Origin of the sequence: Idiomarina sp. A28L (genome assembly GCF_000218785.1) — a bacterium.
Lineage (GTDB): Bacteria > Pseudomonadota > Gammaproteobacteria > Enterobacterales > Alteromonadaceae > Aliidiomarina.
Window position 1 is genome coordinate 284,243 of sequence record NZ_AFPO01000021.1, and the last position, 16,788, is coordinate 301,030.

The following is a 16,788-nucleotide window of genomic DNA, read 5'->3' on the forward strand; positions in this document are numbered from 1 at the left end:
AATTATATCCGTTATTTACCCTGAAGCCAAATTTATGCGTGGCATTATTGGTCATACCACCCATCCTAGTAAGGTAGCGAATGCCACGATAACCAAGATTAAAATCATGTTGCGCCGCACTAAGTTCACTAAAGCTTCGGCTTCTATCCAGTTGTTTTCTGGATCTTCTGGCACTTCTTCAGCTGCTACCGCTACATCTACTAATTGCTGCGGCGGGTTTTCAATACCTTCAGGCACTATTTTTAGCCACACCGGCATCGCTTTCGAAAAATGCCCCACCAACACATAACCAAACGCACAAATACGCAGCGGCAACCATTCTACCCAGGCTAAAATTTTCGGAAATACATCGGCGCGTGAGCGCAGCAAGCCATATGCAAGAGCACCCGGCGCGCCTAGCAAAATAAACCAGATCGAAACCGCCGCATAAAAGCGGAAGTTTAACCAAACTAATTGTTGGCCAGTGTTAAGGTTTTCATCGGGGTGATATTTTAGCGCCTCAGCATGAATTTCTACTTCTGCATTATCGCCGCGCTTTGCCGCTAGAAAATATTGGCGCAGTGCTGAACGTTGGGTGCGGCAACCAATAACCAAAGTGAGCACAATAATATTCACCAATACCGCTGCTAGCACGCTGTAGTTTATCCACATCAAGATGGCTAACACAATTGCCGGCGCCACCAGCAACAGCGGACCGAATAAATCGTGATTGCGCCAGCGATTAATATCATCTTTTTCATTCAGCCAAGCATCCCACCGATCGGCTATAGGATCTAGCTTCCAAGCTTCTGGAGTAATGCGCAATCGCTCTAAAATTAAAGCGATAAATAATGAAAACACCATCATGTTGTTTATTCCTCTGTTGCACTGGCAAGTGCTTTGCCATCATGCCTATTATTTGTGCGCTGTTTCGCTTATGAGTGCGCGGTATGTTTGCCAATCAAACGCCGGGCCCGGATCTGTTTTCCGGCCTGGTGCTATATCTTCATGCCCAACAATGCGTTCATTTGTGATTGCTGGGTAATGTTGTTGTAAAACTCGAGTTACTTCCGCCAATGCTTCATATTGTAGTTTAGTGTAGGGGGTGGAATCGGTTCCCTCAAGTTCAATGCCAATTGAATAATCGTTGCAGCGTTCGCGCCCTTGCCAACTGGAAACTCCGGCATGCCATGCGCGGCGGTTAAAATCGACATATTGGATAATTTCACCATTGCGCCTGATCAAACAATGCGCCGATACCCGTAAACCTTCTAAGATGGCAAAGTTCGGGTGCGCTTCACAATCTAGGCAGCCGAGAAACAAATCATTGATGTAAGGCCCACCAAACTCACCCTCGGGCAAGCTGATACCATGCACCACTAGCAGGCTAATATCATTACTATCGGGCCGCTCATCAGCATGCGGTGAGCACTGCCAAGTTACAGGGGTTAATCGGTGCGCTTGCAAATTTAGCAATGGGTGCCTCTATCGTTTCCGTTCCAATGGGTTCTCTTGTTACTATGTAACTCAGTAACATTACTTAGGAATGTTACTTGGGAATGTAGCTCAGTATCCGTATTTAACATGAAAAGGTAAAGTGAGGGACTAACTCTTATGCCAAGTTCAAACGATTCAAGCGGGCAAATGGGCCGATGGTTCTCTTGGTTTGCCTGGATAGCCGCTCTTTTTGTGTTGTATTGGGGGTTCGAGAACTTTCTGCAAAAGAAAGAAAATCCGAATCAACAAGTGGTTAGCTATCAAGAAAACGGTGAAGCGGTGGTTACCTTGAAGCAAAATTCGCGCGGGCATTACATTGCAAATGGCTTTATTAATGGCCGCGAAGTTACCTTTCTATTGGATACCGGCGCTACCCAAGTTGCAGTACCGGGGCGTTTGGCGCAAGAGTTAGGCCTTAGCCAAGGCACCCGCATTCAGGTGCGCACCGCAAATGGTATTGCCGATGCCTTTCAAACTGAGGTTTCAGAGCTGCAACTTGGTGAAATTCGCCTGTATAATGTTGCCGCCACTATCGTTCCTGATTACGATAGCCAACATATTTTATTGGGTATGAGTGCCTTGCGAAGCTTGGAATTCAGCCAACGGAACCAAATTCTAACTATTCGCCAATAACTTAATATTTTCCTAACCCATAAAGGTAGTAGTAGCCAATGCAAAACCCAGCCAGTATGAGCGATTCATTGCGCCAATCGATTCCGCAACAAGTAGCCGCTGCTTTGGCCGAAGATTTAGGCGGTGTTGCTGATGCCAGTGCCGATATCACGGCAAATTTAATTCCTGCCGATCAGCGAGCTACCGCTCGCCTAATTACCCGCGAGCCGGGTGTGATTTGTGGCTGCGCTTGGGTAGATGAAGTATTTGCCCAGCTTGGTAATAACGTGCGCATTGAATGGCATGTGCATGATGGTTCAGCCGTTAGCGCAAATCAGGAACTTTGCACTTTATCGGGCCCGGCACGAGCAATACTTACCGGCGAACGCACGGCAATGAATTTCCTACAAACGTTATCGGCTACCGCTAGTGCGGTTGCAAGCGCGGTGGTGCATTTAGCCGGCAGCAATACCCAATTGTTAGATACTCGTAAAACTATTCCGGGCCTGCGTTTAGCGCAAAAATACGCAGTAGCCTGTGGAGGCGGTGCGAATCACCGCATTGGTTTGCATGATGCGTTTTTGATTAAAGAGAACCACATTGCGGCTTGTGGCGGCATTGATAAAGCCGTGGCTACAGCGCGCAAAAACGAACCGGGCTTATTGGTTGAAGTAGAAACCGAGAACCTTGCAGAGCTTGAGCAAGCTTTGGCCGCCGGTGCCGATGTTATTATGCTCGATAATTTCAGCATGAGTGATATTGAAACCGCGGTAAGCCTTACTCGCGGCCGCTCCAAGCTGGAAGTTTCGGGTAATGTAACCGCCGATCAGTTAGCCAAATATGCCGCTACCGGCGTAGATTATATTTCATCTGGCGCACTCACAAAGCACGTACAGGCGTTAGATTTATCTCTGCGCGTTACCAGCCTTTAAAAAGAAAATGGGGTCGTTGATGTGAAGCTCTGGCACCTTTAAAGTGCCAGAGCTTCACATCAACGACCCCGCTTTTTTCAGCTATTGCTGAATTCCTATTGGTTTGCTTTACCCCTGCCAAATTTACCGCTATTACTTTTGCTTCGTTGTTTGAGTTTTGCAAAAGGAGTTGCACATGAATTTATCTCGCCGGGCCACTGGCTTTAACCTTATTGAGCTTATGATTGTGGTGGCCATTATTGGCGTACTCAGCTCATTTGCCGTGCCTGCCTATACCGATTACACCCAGCGCGCCCGCGCAAGCACCGCATTAATGAGCCTGCAACCTTGGCAAACAGCTATCAATATATGCTGGCAAATGGAAGGTTCGCTAAGCCCTTGCGCAGCTTTTGGCCAACGCGGCATTCCCCCAGTGCAAGCCCCCTTTCCTTCTGGTATTGCCGCTATTACTCAAGGTTCGGTGCCCGGTTCTATTCAAGCAACGTTGCAGGTGAACGATCGCCAAGGCAACCCGCTTATAGTTGAACTTCGCCCTGCGGCTACCGCCACGCAGCTGCAGTGGGCAGTAGCCTGTTCAGATTTTGGTGATAATGAAGGAATGGGCATGCGCATTCCCCATTGTGTGGCGGATACCCGGGGGTAATGCGTGCATTCGTTAAATGCTGATATAGCCAATTTTATTTGCCAACACGCTTACGCTGGGGTTTCTGATTTACATTTAGAGGCGGAGCCCAATGCTTATCGGTGGCGCGGCCGGCGGTTAGGTTTGCTAGAACCTATTGCTTCAATTTCAACCGCCGAAGGTGTTCGCATTATTGCTGCGCTTAAAACCGCCGCTGGCCTCGATACTACTGAGCGCAGATTACCCCAAGATGGCCGCTTGCAACTAACCGCTTCCGAAGGGGCGCCTGATGGCACCAACACCCCAGGCAGCGGAGTTGATTGTCGAATTAATACGCTGAACACGTTGCACGGCGAGAAAATGGTGTTGCGTTTGCAACTAAGCGAGCAAGAAGCATTACCATTGCATGCGCTCGGCCTGTTGCCGCAACAGCTAACAATGATTAAACAGATTTTAAAAATTCCAGAAGGCTTGATTTTGGTAACCGGCCCAACCGGCAGCGGCAAAACCCGCACCCTTTACGCCATGCTGCAAATACTCGCGGCGGAGGCAAAAAATATTGCCACTGTTGAAGATCCTGTGGAAGTAACGCTTACCAGGGTAAACCAAGTGCCTATTAAACCCAGCGTGGGGCTTACCTTCGCCGCGGCGCTACGGGCAATGTTACGGCAAGACCCTGATGTGCTGATGGTAGGTGAAATTCGCGATGCGGAAACCGCCCAAATTGCTGTGCAAGCAGCGCAAACTGGGCATTTAGTATTAGCTACCCTGCATGCCAGCCAGCCGTTAAGCGCCATAATCCGCTTGCAGCAGCTGGGTATCAATAATTATCAGCTTGCTGCTTGTTGGCAACTTTTGGTGAATCAGCGATTGCTAACCGTTGGCCAAAAGCGCCAAGGCGTATTTACCTTACAGCCAATGCACACAAGATTAAGAGCTGCATTGTTGATGGGGCCTACCCATGAAAACTATTGGCAGAATTTGCAACAATGTTTAGATGACAACGAAGAAAATGATGTGCAACCACAGCAAGAAAAGCTAATGGAGTGCCCAGCAGGTAAAACAACAAAACCATAAAGGGATTTCTATGGCATGGTTTCAGTGGCAAGGGCTGCATGCAGAATTAGGCCCACAGAAGGGTATTATTCAAGCCTCAACCGCTAATTTGGCGAAGCGGCAGCTATATCTTCAGCAAATTTATGTTCGTTCCCTGTCGAAGTTACCGAGCAAAATCGGAGTTCGACATTCCCGGCTGTTTTTGCCGGGCTTTTTATTCCAGTGGCAAAGCTTGCTTGAGGCGGGCTTTGATCAGCAATTAGCTTGGCAGCATTTGCATCGCAACAGCCAAACTGAGGCACAAGCAGAAGCTTGTGTGGGCGTGATAAATGCATTGGCGCAAGGTAGTGGCATTGCCAGCGCTATGGCAAGATACCCTCGTTTATTTTCTTCTGAAGTATGTGCGTGGGTAGAGGTAGGCGAAACCACCGGGCGCTTACCCGACGTTTTGCAAGGCATGGTGGCCACCATGGAAGCCGAAAGAGCGCGGCAGAAACAAATGCGCGATGCGCTGCGCTATCCGCTTATCGTGCTTAGCGTAGCAGCCATTACGTTGCTGCTCATGGTGTTTTTTTTGCTGCCACGCTTTGCCGCCATTTATAGCCAACTTGATGTAACGTTACCGGCAGTAACACAGACATTAATGCAGCTAGAAACCCGCGCCGCGCAGCAAAAACTACTACTAGTGCTGGGTGCGATTGCGGGGGTAGTAAGCTTTATTCAGTATCGGTTCAAAGTATGGGTTAGGCATCCACAGCATTGCCGCGCTATTTATCGCCTGCCGCTTGTTGGCCAGTGGCTTTGCCAACAACACCTATTACATGATTTAGATATGTTGGTGCTCGCTACCGAAAGTGCTATTCCCTTACAGCAAAGCTGCCAACTGGTGAGCGAACATTCGGCAAGTGGTTATTGGCAACAGCAATGGCAAAGTGCCAGTGCGGGTTTAAGCCAAGGCCTTACGTTCAGCCAAACGCTAGCGGCGAGTAATCTACCTGATTTACTCCTGCAAGCTATTGCGGCTGGCGAGCAAAGCGGCCAGCTTACGCGGCAGTTACAGTTTGCCATGAAACAGGTTACGCTAACGCTTGATAATCAGCAGCAACAAGTAACCCAAATTGTTCCAACCATTGTGCTTATTTTAGTGAGTGTGGTGGTTTTGATATTATTGCTGGCACTCTACTTACCGCTCTTTCAGCTCGGGCAAACAGTGCGGTAAGATAGAGCTTTAAAAGGAGAGCAAAGTGGCAGAAATTTTTCAGGTGTTCCCGTGGGTTGGCTTTGTATTTGCGGCGTTGTTCGGGCTTGTATTTGGTAGCTTTGGCAATGTTATTGTAGCTAGGCTACCGCGCATGCTCGAGCAGCAATGGCGCGATGAGTGCGCGGCTTCTTTTCCGCAGATCGCGCACGATCCAAAAACAACCAAAAGCTCGAGCAAGCGCTTCAATTTAGCCTATCCTGCATCACATTGCCCTAAGTGCGGCCACAGCCTACGCTGGTTCGAAAATATTCCGCTGCTTAGCTACCTAATACAAAAAGGCCGCTGCCGCAGCTGTAAAACGCATATTTCCTTGCGCTACCCAATAACCGAGGCGGTTTCGGCATTGCTCACACTGGCTGCGGTTGCCCACTTTGGGTTTACTTATCAAGCCATAGCCTTTGCAGTGCTCTTGTATGTGTTATTACTACTTACCCTGATCGATAGCGAAATTATGTTACTGCCAGATCAACTCACTTTGCCGCTCTTGTGGCTAGGGTTAATTCTAAGCATTCACATTCTGCCAGTAAGCCCAACCGATGCCATTATTGGTGGCGCTGCAGGTTACTTATTTTTGTGGTCGGTGTATTGGCTATTCAAATTGGCCACTGGTAAAGAAGGCATGGGCTACGGTGATTTTAAATTGCTCGCGGTGCTGGGTGTTTGGCTGGGTTGGCAAGCACTGCCTATCATTGTGTTACTCTCATCGTTAGTGGGCGCAGCCTATGGCATTTTCATGATCATTCTGCGCAAACATAGCCAAGATAAGCCGATGCCTTTTGGCCCCTTCTTGGCGGTTGCCGGCGGCATTGCCTTGTTCTATGCCGAACCAATTTACCTTTGGTATTGGAACTTTGCACTATGATAGTGATTGGCATAACCGGTGGTATCGGTTCGGGGAAAACTACAGTTACAAATTTATTCCAAGCGCACGGCATTGTGGTGGTTGATGCCGATGTTATCGCTCGTGAAGTTGTAGAACCCGGTTCACCTTTGTTAGCGCATATCGCTGAGTATTTTGCCAAACACTACAACACCGATCTTCTGGATACTTCGGGGCAGTTAATTCGTTCCAAGCTGCGCGAGATTATTTTTGCTGATAACTCGGCAAAGCAGTGGTTAAACGAGCACATGCACCCGGCTATTCGTGATGAAATATTAAGCCAGCTAAAGGCTGCAAAATCACCGTATGTAATGCTTTCAGCACCACTTTTGCTAGAAAATGGCCTTGATAAACTTTGCCAACGGGTGCTTGTAATTGATATTCCAGAAGCGCTGCAGCTTGAACGCACACAACAACGTGATGGTGTAGCCCAAAGCCAAATAGAGGCCATAATCGCAGCGCAAATGAGCCGTGAAGAACGATTAATTAAGGCCGATGATATTATAGATAACAGCAGAGATACGCAGTCACTCACGCCGCAGGTTGAACATTTACACCAGCAATACCTTTCGCTCGTTTAATGCTCTTAGCGCATTGGCAAAAAACACAGGTATATTGTTAAATTACGGGTTAACATTTTGAAAAACCATTGCACTCGGTAACCGACTCGTTATCATGGGCGTTGTTTCACTAACTAGAAGAAGAAAATGGCCTGGAAAACATACGAACATCCGTTAGAAGAACGGGTTCGGGTATATTTACGTATCGAAGCATTGCTCGACCAACTGGAACTTGCTGCAGAGCAAGTAACGCCAGTGAATTACCCATTGTTTTTTGGTGGTTTATTTAACCTTCTTGATTTACTCGATCGTACCGATACCCGCGCCGATTTAATTAAAGATCTCGAACGCCGAGAGGCAAAGCTACTGGCATTCTTTAATCACCCTGATGTTGATCAACGGCGGTTACAAGAAATACACCAAGAGCTACAAGCCATTTTACAAGCCCTTTGTGAGGGCCGTAAGTTTGGCTATGCCCTGCGTGATCATCGATTGCTGGGCAATATTCGGCAACGCATGGGGATCATGGGTGGCCAATGCCACAATGAATTGCCCGATTTGCAGTATTGGCTACAATCTACCGCGGCTGATCGCCGGCATGATGCGCACACTTGGTTAGAACAACTGAGCGTGCTGCGTGATGCCCTAGCCATGGAAATGACCATGTTGCGAGAACAAGCCAACTTCATGCCACTGGTGGCCGAAAATGGCAATTGGCTCGGCAACGAAGAAAAATTATCGATGCTGCGCGTAAGAGTTCCTGCCGAATTAGCGATTTATCCGCTTATCAGTGGGCATCGCCAGCGGTATAATATTCGCTTCATGCATGCGAACACGAGTGAACGTGCCGCATATCAAGAAGCGGTAAATTTTGAATTGGCGCGCTGCTTGTAAGCCTAGTTGTTCGTAAGGAATGAATTAAATGTCGAAAGTAAAACCTATCACCGTGCCTTGCCCTACCTGCGAAAAAACTGTGGTATGGGAAGAAGCTTCCACCTTTCGCCCATTTTGTAGTGAACGGTGCAAGCTTATCGATTTAGGTGAGTGGGCCTCTGAAGAGAAGCGAATTCCGGGCGATGAATTGCCATTACCCACGAATCAAGACGACGAGTTTTAAAACAAAAAAAGCTGCTAACCGAGCGTTAAACTCGGGCTAGCAGCTTTTCAACAACTTCAAGAATTGGCACATTCGCGGCCGGAAAATCAAGTGATTGCAAGGTAGGTTTATCGGCCCAAAGCCATTGTTGGCCCTCATTCGGGTGAACATCGCCAGTAAAACCGGTAACGTGCCACACATCGAGCAATACCTGCTTATCACCATAATTATGGCTTACACTCAATAACGGCTCTGCGCTATCTACGTGCAGGTTCAACTCTTCGTGCAACTCACGGTCGAGCGCGGTTAACAACGCTTCCCCAGCTTCAACTTTACCACCGGGGAGTTCCCACAAACCACCTTGATGCTGATGCTCTGCGCGCTTGCTAATAAGCACTTGTGCGGCGGTATTAATTACCACCGCAACAGCTACATGAACTTGCTTATTTGCGGGCAAATGCCACTCCTTAACCTAATTCCTAAAGCAATAGGAAATACTTAAGCCAGCTTACCGTGGCATTGCTTGTATTTCTTACCAGAACCACACGGACAAGGATCGTTACGGCCAACTTTCTCGCCTTCACGAACTACTTGCTGGCCTGAGGCTCCAGCGTTTTCCTCTGAGCCTGGCGCGCTTTCGTGTTGGAATTCACGCGGAGCCGCTTGCTCTGCTTGCCGGCGTTTTTCTTCCATTTCTTCAACATCTTCTTCGGCACGCACACGCACTTTGCTTAAAATGCTGATTACTTCGGTTTTTAACGCTTCTAGCATATCCGTAAACAAGTTATAGGCTTCACGCTTGTATTCTTGCTTCGGATTCTTGTTTGCATAACCGCGCAAATGAATGCCTTGGCGCAGGTGATCCATTGCAGCCAAATGCTCTTTCCAATGCGAATCCAAACTTTGCAGCATTACTGCTTTTTCAAAGTGGCGAAGCACTTTCTCGCCTACTTGCTTTTCTTTGTCTTCGTATGCTTTTACCGTTTCTTCGAGAATTTTTTCGCGAAGTAATTCTTCGAATAGCTTATCGTCTTCATCGAGCCATTTTTGAATAGGCAGCTCTAAATCAAAATCAGAGCGTAAGCGATCTTCTAACCCTTCGATATTCCACATCTCTTCAAGTGATTGCGGTGGAATATATTCATCGATAACCCGGTTCATTACATCTTCACGAATTACACTGATGGTTTCTTTAATATCGTCGCCATCGAGCAACTCATTACGTTGCTCGTAAACTACTTTCCGTTGGTCGTTGGCCACATCATCGTATTCAAGCAATTGCTTACGAATATCAAAGTTGCGTGCTTCTACTTTACGCTGCGCATTTTCGATCGCTTTGGTAACCCACGGGTGTTCAATAGCTTCGCCAGGCTTCATACCTAGGCGCTTCATCATCGCGCCCATACGCTCAGTAGCAAAGATACGCATTAAGCTATCTTCTAATGAAAGATAGAACCGTGAAGAACCCGGGTCACCCTGACGGCCCGCACGGCCACGCAGCTGGTTATCAATACGGCGAGATTCGTGGCGCTCGGTACCAATAATATGCAAACCACCAGCGGCAATTACTGCATCGTGGCGTTCTTGCCATTTGCTGCGAATCTCGTTGATTTGTGCTTCAGTTGGCTCTTCAATAGCAGCAATTTCTGCCTGCCAACTACCACCTAGCACAATATCGGTACCACGCCCGGCCATGTTGGTTGCAATCGTAACAGCACCTGATTGGCCAGCTTGCGCAATAATTTCAGCTTCTTGAGCATGGAATTTTGCGTTCAATACTTTGTGCTTAATTTTTTCTTTCTTCAGCAAACGTGCTACCAGCTCAGAGCTTTCAATTGAGCTTGTGCCCACCAAAATTGGCCGGCCTGCATCACGTTGTTCACGGATATCTTCAATAATGGCATCGTACTTTTCTTGCCCAGTTAAGAAGATTAAATCCGGCATATCATCGCGAATCATGGTTTTGTTGGTAGGTACTACAACCGTTTCTAAACCGTAGATCGATTGGAATTCGAATGCTTCCGTATCGGCAGTACCTGTCATTCCCGCTAACTTATCGTAGAGGCGGAAATAATTCTGGAAGGTAATAGAAGCAAGCGTTTGGTTTTCGTTTTGAATCTTCACGCCTTCTTTAGCTTCCACTGCTTGGTGCAAGCCTTCAGACCAACGACGGCCTTCCATGGTACGCCCAGTGTGTTCATCAACGATAACAATCTCATCATCTTTAACAATGTAATCAACATCGCGGTGGAACAAATGATGTGCGCGTAAAGCTGCGTTAACGTGGTGCAACAAAGAAATGTTAGTTGCTGAATATAGTGAATCTTCACTTGATAACAGCCCATTTTCTTGCAGCATCTCTTCAATATGTTCTTGGCCGTGCTCAGTAAGATATAGCTGGCGAGCTTTTTCATCAATCGTGAAATCGCCAGGCTCTGCATCGTCTGGTTGCTCATCTGGCTGACGCTTCAATTGCGGCACTAAAGCATTAATGCGGCGGTACAAATCAGAAGAATCTTCAGCTGGCCCTGAAATAATCAGTGGCGTACGAGCTTCATCAATTAAGATTGAATCCACCTCATCCACGATTGCATAATGCAAATCGCGCTGCACGCGCTCATCTTTAGTGAACGCCATGTTATCGCGCAAGTAATCGAAACCGAATTCGTTGTTAGTGCCGTATAAAATATCGCACGCATAAGCATCTTTTTTGTCTTTCGGATGCATACCTGCAACATTTACACCTACGGTTAAACCCAAAAATTCAAAAAACGGGCGGCTCGATTCCGCATCGCGGCGCGCAAGGTAATCGTTCACAGTAATAATATGAACACCACGGCCAGTTAACGCATTTAAGTATGCCGGTAACAATGCCGTTAATGTTTTACCTTCACCGGTGCGCATTTCAGCAATACGGTGCTCATTTAAAATCATGCCACCAATTAACTGCACATCAAACGGCCGCATTTCTAGTGTGCGCTTACTCGCTTCGCGGGCAACCGCAAAGGCTTCAGGCAACATACTTTCTATGGTTTCGCCCTTTTCTAGGCGCTGTTTAAACTCGCCGGTTTTGCCACGCAGCTCCTCTTCACTCAGCTTTTCGAAATCAGCTTCCATGGCGTTGATGCGATCAACTTGCTTGCGGGTTCCGCGAATAACTCGGTCGTTACGGCTACCTAGAATACGTTTGAATAGACTACCTAACATGTGGATTCAAATTCCTATAAGATTTATTTTTAGAGTTCGAAAAAATAAAACGGCACCACAATCGGGTGCCGGATATTGCGCCCTAGCTGCTACTACTCCCCGGGCATTTGCCGAAGTACATAGCGTGCCGGATTAACGTGTTTGCCATTTTCTAGTATTTCATAGTGTACGTGCGGGCCAGTTGAACGGCCAAGTGTGCCAACTTCTGCAATAGTTTGCCCACGGGTTACTACATCACCCACTTGCACGTTGATAGCACGCATGTGGCCATAACGGGTGCGCAAGCCAGCACCATGATCAATTTCTACAAGCTTACCATACCCTGCACGCCTTCCTGCAAAAGTTACGATACCTGCACCGGTAGCAACGATAGGCGACCCTTCTGGTGCTGCGTAATCAATTCCGCGGTGCATGGTTGGATTGCCGTGGAATGGGTCTTTGCGAACCCCATACTGTGATGATAACCAACCTTCTTGCACCGGACGCCCGACAATGAAACGCTCATCTTCTATATGGTGATTCAACATCAAAGATTCAAGTAGGCTGAGTTGTTTCTGACGGCTAGAAATTTGCTCTAAGGCTAAATCGATATCTGCGAGCAACTGGTGTTCCGCTACAACCGGCCATTCAGCCATAACTTGATCGGGGCCACCAAGCGCTAATTCCTGGCTAAAGTTGAATTCACCAGAATCAAGCTGAGCCGCTGTAGCTAAACGTTGACCCAGCGCTTCGAGTCGCATAATCTGCGCTTGCAGGTCGCCAAGCTTCATTGTTAATGCGGTTAACTCACGCTGCGCTTGAGTGCGAACATCTTGCACAGCTTCGGCTTGCATTGCCAACGAGCGTTGCTCTTGTTGGATTTTTTCTTGCACTACTAATTTGTTCGTACTCAAACCTTGCCATGGTTGCATATAGGCAATAGCGAGAAACAACGAAATGCCAAGAAGCGACAATAGCCGGCGCTGGCTAAAGCGAAGTTTCATGCGGATTTTTTTGCCGCGATATATAATTGCTAAACTCATGCAATTTCCCGAATAAAAGTGCGAATTATATGCTTAACCGACCACCCAAATCAGTGCAAGAGCTACTTTCAAAGGGTAACCTTGCAAAGCTGCAAAAGAAAGATGCTAAAAGTTCTCGTTTACAGGCGCTTTGGCTCCAAACAGTTCCTGCTGATCTTGCTGCCAACTCTCGCTGTTTTGCGGTACAGGGGCAAACACTTGTAATTTACGCCAGAAATGGTTCCTGGTCGACCCGTATTCGCTTGCTACAGGCTCATATTATGAATAAATTTCGAGAATATCCAGATGCACAGATTCGTAGCCTAGATATTCAAATAAAACCAACACTTAAATAGCAAAAAAGGCCGCTAATTACCGTAGCGGCCTTTTACTTTATGCTAACACCGGGTTGAGATAGCTTATCGGTGCTTTTGCGCTCGGTTCTTCGAACGTTACGAATTCCCAAGCCTCTTGCTGTTGCATTAATGCAACTAGCAACTTGTTATTTAACGCATGGCCTGATTTAAATGCCCGCAGGTGGCCGAGAATACTGTGGCCGCCCATGTATAAATCACCCACTGCATCAAGAATTTTGTGTTTCACGAATTCATCATCGTAACGCAAGCCATCGGTATTCAAAATTCGGAAATCATCCAACACTACGGCGTTATCAAAACCGCCCCCGAGCGCTAAATTATTAGCGCGCAAATGTTCGATATCTTTCATAAAACCGAACGTTCTAGCGCGGCTGATATCCCGAATGAAGCTTTGGCTACTGAAATCCATTGATACAACTTGGTTTGTGCCGGCAATAGCGGGATGATCGAAATCAATGGCAAAGTCGATTTTGAAGCCCTTGTGGGGTAACAATTCGGCCCATTTATCGTCTTCTTCCACACGAATTGGTTGTTTCACTTTAATGAAACGCTTCGCTTTTGCTTGTTCTTGAACACCAGCTGATTGCAACAGGTAGATAAATGGATGTGAACTGCCATCCATAATTGGAATTTCGTGAGAATCAACTTCCACGATCAAATTATCAATACCCATGCCAGCAATAGCTGCAAGCAAATGCTCTACGGTTGAAATACGCACGTTGTCGTCGTTAATTAGGCACGTGCACATGCGCGTATCTTTCACCAATTCCGGTGATGCCTTAATTTCCACCATAGGATTCAGATCAGAACGGCGAAACACAATTCCCGTATCTGGCGCAGCAGGCCGCAGCACTAGATTGACCTTATTACCTTTGTGCAGGCCAACACCAGTAGTTGCAATCATTTGCTTGATTGTGCGCTGTTTAATCATAACTGAATCCTCCATCATCTCATTGACGATGCTCTTTTGAGCCTGTAACTGATATTTCCAATTACAAACTCACCATTTAATCTGCATTTCCCCACTATCTGCTGATATTTCAAACAGCATTTAGCTACGGGTAAAGGGGCAACACTATAGCAAATGGTAGAGCACTGGTCAATCCAGATAATTCAACCCTCTATTCAACGCAAGGCATTCTCACAACTTGAAAAATACCACGCGGCAAATACCAATTTATACTCGCTTTATGCGCCTGCTTTAATCTGCTTGCCGGCGCAAAAATGCAGGAATATCTAAAATATCTGGTTCACCTGATTTTCGAGGACTGCGTTCTTCTAGTTCGAATTCAAGATCTTCTTCCATTTTAGGTGCCGTAGCTTGGCGTTGTGAATAACCGCCAGAACTTGGCCGTGATGCCGCTTGCTCAGCTTTCTTCTCTACTAACGAGATATCAGGCTTACGCTCTGCACCAATGCCAGTAGCAACAACAGTTACCCGCATTTCATCAGACATTTCCATATCGATTACAGTTCCCACGATAACCGTAGCATTCTCTGATGCGAATGAACGAATAACGCTACCCACTGTTTCGAATTCATCGATACCCATATCCATGCCGGCAGTAACGTTTACTAGTACGCCACGTGCGCCAGAAAGATCGATATCTTCCAATAACGGGCTATTAATCGCCATTTGTGCCGCTTCTTGCGCTCGATCTGGCCCACTTGCAACACCAGTACCCATCATAGCAGTACCCATTTCACGCATTACCGCTTGCACATCGGCGAAATCGACGTTGATTAAACCTTGGCGCGTAATGAGATCAGCAATACCTTGCACAGCACCCATCAATACATTATTCGCAGCACCGAAAGCATCTAGCAAAGAAGTACCTTTACCCAACACTTTCAAAAGCTTTTCATTCGGAATAGTGATTAATGAATCAACATGCTTGCTCAGTTGCGCAATACCTTCATCGGCAGCTGCCATCCGCTTTTTACCTTCAAACGGGAATGGCTTGGTTACTACCGCAATGGTAAGAATGCCAAGTTCTTTAGCAATTTCTGCAACTACAGGAGCAGCACCAGTACCGGTACCACCACCCATACCCGCGGCGATAAAGATCATATCCGCACCTTCGAGCTGGCGGGCGATCTCTTCGCGGTTTTCTTCAGCCGAAATACGGCCGATTTCTGGGTTAGCGCCAGCACCTAAACCTTTGGTTACTTCGCTACCTAATTGCACTAATACATCAGCATCATGCTTACGCAGTGCTTGTGCATCTGTGTTCGCCGCAATAAACCGAACACCTTCGATTTTTTGCGAAACCATATGTTGCACGGCGTTACCGCCGCCACCGCCAACGCCGATGACTTTAATCACCGCGTCCGCTTCAAAATCATCCTTTATTTCAAACATGTTCATAATAATTACCTCTCCACTTACCCGTATTTTCTGTTGTTACCCCAAAAATTGCAAAATTTCTTCGTACTTTAAAACTCGCCTCGAAACCAGCTTTGCAAACGCTGGAACCATTGTCCCCAATGAGGCTTTTGGCTACGTTGCCGTTCTTCTTGTTGCTCGTTGAGCATTATTTGGCCAAAACGTAGCAATCCAACGCTAGTAGCGTATTCAGGATCATTCACGTAATCGCTTAAACCCCTTGTGCCAATTGGTGTTCCAAGCCTTACCGGCATTTGAAACACTTCTTCAGCAAATTCAACCGCACCTTCCATTTTCGCGGTGCCACCGGTTAAAACTACACCTGCAGCAATTTGTTCTTCTAAGCCACTGCCGTAGATTTCATCGCGGATCAGCTCAAACAATTCTTGATAACGCGGCTCTACTACTTCCGCCAAAGTATGCCGTGACATCGAGCGCGCTGGCCGCCCGCCCACTGAAGGCACATCAATGTTATCTTCCATACTCACCATTTGCCGTAATGCACAGGCATACTGCACTTTAATTTCTTCGGCATGGCTCAGCGGTGTGCGGAAAATATTGGCAATATCGTTAGTAACTTGGTTACCCGCAACTGGAATTACCGCCGTGTGGCGCAATACACCACCACTAAAAATACTGATATCAATAGTTCCCGCACCCATATCTACAAGTGCAACACCAAGCTCGCGCTCATCTTCTGTGAGCGCTGCGTGGCTTGACGCCAAGGCCGAAAACACTAAGGTTTCTACTTTTAAATCGCAACGCTCAACCGCTTTCACAATGTTGCGCGCCATATCGTTAGCGCAGGTAATCATGTGTACCCGAGCCTCCATGCGCACACCCGACATACCCACTGGGCTTTTAATACTTTCTTGCGAATCAATCACAAACTCTTGTGGCAATACATGCAAAATGCGGCGCTCTTGTGCAATTGGCACTGATTTAGCGGCATGAATTACGCTATCAACATCATCTTGCGTTACTTCTGCATCGTTAATTGGCACCATGCCATCTTCGTTCTGGCAAGCAACGTGGCGTCCAGAAATGTTCAGATAAACCGTGGACACATTACAATCGGCCATCAATTCCGCTTCATTCACCGCACGTTGAATCGATTGCACCACTAGGTTCAAATCGTTCACACCACCCTTATCCATACCACGGGCAGGCGTTACACCAACACCAATGATATTGATGTCTCCATCCGGTAAAATTTCGCCTATCAGTGCTGTCACTTTGCTAGTGCCAACATCGAGGCTCACGATCATGTTGTCGTTGTCATTTTTTGCGATCACAGCTCTCTCACTTACCTTTAACCACTT

General features: G+C 47.1%; 18 protein-coding genes. 10 read left to right on the forward strand and 8 right to left on the reverse strand.

Features of this window, described 5'->3' with window-relative positions; genetic code table 11:
* Positions 1-51 precede the first annotated feature (51 nt).
* Both ampE and ampD read right to left on the reverse strand, forming a co-directional pair.
* Complete coding sequence (ampE, locus tag A28LD_RS09155; protein ID WP_007420801.1) at positions 52-846, reverse strand: regulatory signaling modulator protein AmpE; 795 nt, start codon at positions 844-846, stop codon at positions 52-54.
* Positions 847-894: 48 nt separating this feature from the next.
* The gene (gene ampD, locus A28LD_RS09160) at positions 895-1,455 is read right to left on the reverse strand and encodes a 1,6-anhydro-N-acetylmuramyl-L-alanine amidase AmpD (protein ID WP_007420802.1); all 561 of its coding nucleotides are present in this window, start codon (positions 1,453-1,455) and stop codon (positions 895-897) included.
* Between the two features lie 138 nt (positions 1,456-1,593).
* Between ampD and A28LD_RS09165 the strand changes: the two genes are divergently transcribed.
* From A28LD_RS09165 to yacG, 9 genes are all read left to right on the forward strand, one after another.
* Complete coding sequence (locus A28LD_RS09165; protein WP_007420803.1) at positions 1,594-2,109, forward strand: retropepsin-like aspartic protease family protein; 516 nt, start codon at positions 1,594-1,596, stop codon at positions 2,107-2,109.
* 38 nt (positions 2,110-2,147) lie between these two features.
* Complete coding sequence (nadC, locus tag A28LD_RS09170; protein WP_007420804.1) at positions 2,148-3,020, forward strand: carboxylating nicotinate-nucleotide diphosphorylase; 873 nt, start codon at positions 2,148-2,150, stop codon at positions 3,018-3,020.
* A gap of 175 nt (positions 3,021-3,195) precedes the next feature.
* Complete coding sequence (locus A28LD_RS12430) at positions 3,196-3,663, forward strand: pilin (protein ID WP_007420805.1); 468 nt, start codon at positions 3,196-3,198, stop codon at positions 3,661-3,663.
* Positions 3,664-3,666: 3 nt separating this feature from the next.
* Positions 3,667-4,719 carry a GspE/PulE family protein gene (locus tag A28LD_RS09185; protein ID WP_007420806.1) on the forward strand — a complete coding sequence of 351 codons (1,053 nt, stop codon included), beginning with the start codon at positions 3,667-3,669 and terminating at the stop codon, positions 4,717-4,719.
* 10 nt (positions 4,720-4,729) lie between these two features.
* Positions 4,730-5,917: a type II secretion system F family protein gene (locus A28LD_RS09190; protein WP_007420807.1), complete on the forward strand. Its 1,188-nt coding sequence runs from the start codon at positions 4,730-4,732 to the stop codon at positions 5,915-5,917.
* A gap of 25 nt (positions 5,918-5,942) precedes the next feature.
* The gene (locus tag A28LD_RS09195; RefSeq protein ID WP_007420808.1) at positions 5,943-6,821 is read left to right on the forward strand and encodes a prepilin peptidase; all 879 of its coding nucleotides are present in this window, start codon (positions 5,943-5,945) and stop codon (positions 6,819-6,821) included.
* Positions 6,818-7,420, forward strand: a complete 603-nt coding sequence (gene coaE, locus A28LD_RS09200; protein ID WP_007420809.1) for a dephospho-CoA kinase — start codon at positions 6,818-6,820, stop codon at positions 7,418-7,420. Before A28LD_RS09195 ends, coaE begins: the two co-directional genes overlap by 4 nt.
* A gap of 126 nt (positions 7,421-7,546) precedes the next feature.
* Positions 7,547-8,293: a cell division protein ZapD gene (locus A28LD_RS09205; RefSeq protein ID WP_007420810.1), complete on the forward strand. Its 747-nt coding sequence runs from the start codon at positions 7,547-7,549 to the stop codon at positions 8,291-8,293.
* Between the two features lie 28 nt (positions 8,294-8,321).
* On the forward strand, positions 8,322-8,516 hold the full coding sequence (gene yacG / locus A28LD_RS09210; RefSeq protein WP_007420811.1) for a DNA gyrase inhibitor YacG: 195 nt from the start codon (positions 8,322-8,324) through the stop codon (positions 8,514-8,516).
* A gap of 25 nt (positions 8,517-8,541) precedes the next feature.
* Here yacG and A28LD_RS09215 read toward each other — a convergent pair whose 3' ends face one another.
* The 3 genes from A28LD_RS09215 to A28LD_RS09225 all read right to left on the reverse strand — a co-directional run bounded on the left by A28LD_RS09215 (position 8,542) and on the right by A28LD_RS09225 (position 12,724).
* A complete protein-coding gene (locus A28LD_RS09215) occupies positions 8,542-8,952 on the reverse strand; it encodes an NUDIX domain-containing protein (RefSeq protein ID WP_007420812.1) in 411 nt (136 codons plus the stop codon).
* 41 nt (positions 8,953-8,993) lie between these two features.
* The gene (gene secA, locus A28LD_RS09220) at positions 8,994-11,702 is read right to left on the reverse strand and encodes a preprotein translocase subunit SecA (RefSeq protein ID WP_007420813.1); all 2,709 of its coding nucleotides are present in this window, start codon (positions 11,700-11,702) and stop codon (positions 8,994-8,996) included.
* Between the two features lie 92 nt (positions 11,703-11,794).
* Entirely contained in the window at positions 11,795-12,724 is a 930-nt protein-coding gene (locus tag A28LD_RS09225) for a M23 family metallopeptidase (protein WP_007420814.1), read from the reverse strand.
* A 29-nt stretch (positions 12,725-12,753) separates the two neighbouring features.
* On the opposite strand from A28LD_RS09225, the gene A28LD_RS09230 reads away from it, so the two are divergent.
* Positions 12,754-13,059: a DciA family protein gene (locus A28LD_RS09230; protein WP_007420815.1), complete on the forward strand. Its 306-nt coding sequence runs from the start codon at positions 12,754-12,756 to the stop codon at positions 13,057-13,059.
* 37 nt (positions 13,060-13,096) lie between these two features.
* Here the strand turns inward: A28LD_RS09230 and lpxC are convergent, their stop codons facing one another.
* From lpxC to ftsA, 3 genes are all read right to left on the reverse strand, one after another.
* Complete coding sequence (gene lpxC / locus A28LD_RS09235) at positions 13,097-14,011, reverse strand: UDP-3-O-acyl-N-acetylglucosamine deacetylase (RefSeq protein ID WP_007420816.1); 915 nt, start codon at positions 14,009-14,011, stop codon at positions 13,097-13,099.
* Positions 14,012-14,281: 270 nt separating this feature from the next.
* Positions 14,282-15,442: a cell division protein FtsZ gene (gene ftsZ, locus A28LD_RS09240; protein WP_040487282.1), complete on the reverse strand. Its 1,161-nt coding sequence runs from the start codon at positions 15,440-15,442 to the stop codon at positions 14,282-14,284.
* 74 nt (positions 15,443-15,516) lie between these two features.
* Positions 15,517-16,734, reverse strand: coding sequence for a cell division protein FtsA (gene ftsA, locus A28LD_RS09245; protein WP_237704262.1), 1,218 nt, complete (start codon positions 16,732-16,734; stop codon positions 15,517-15,519).
* Positions 16,735-16,788 lie beyond the last annotated feature (54 nt).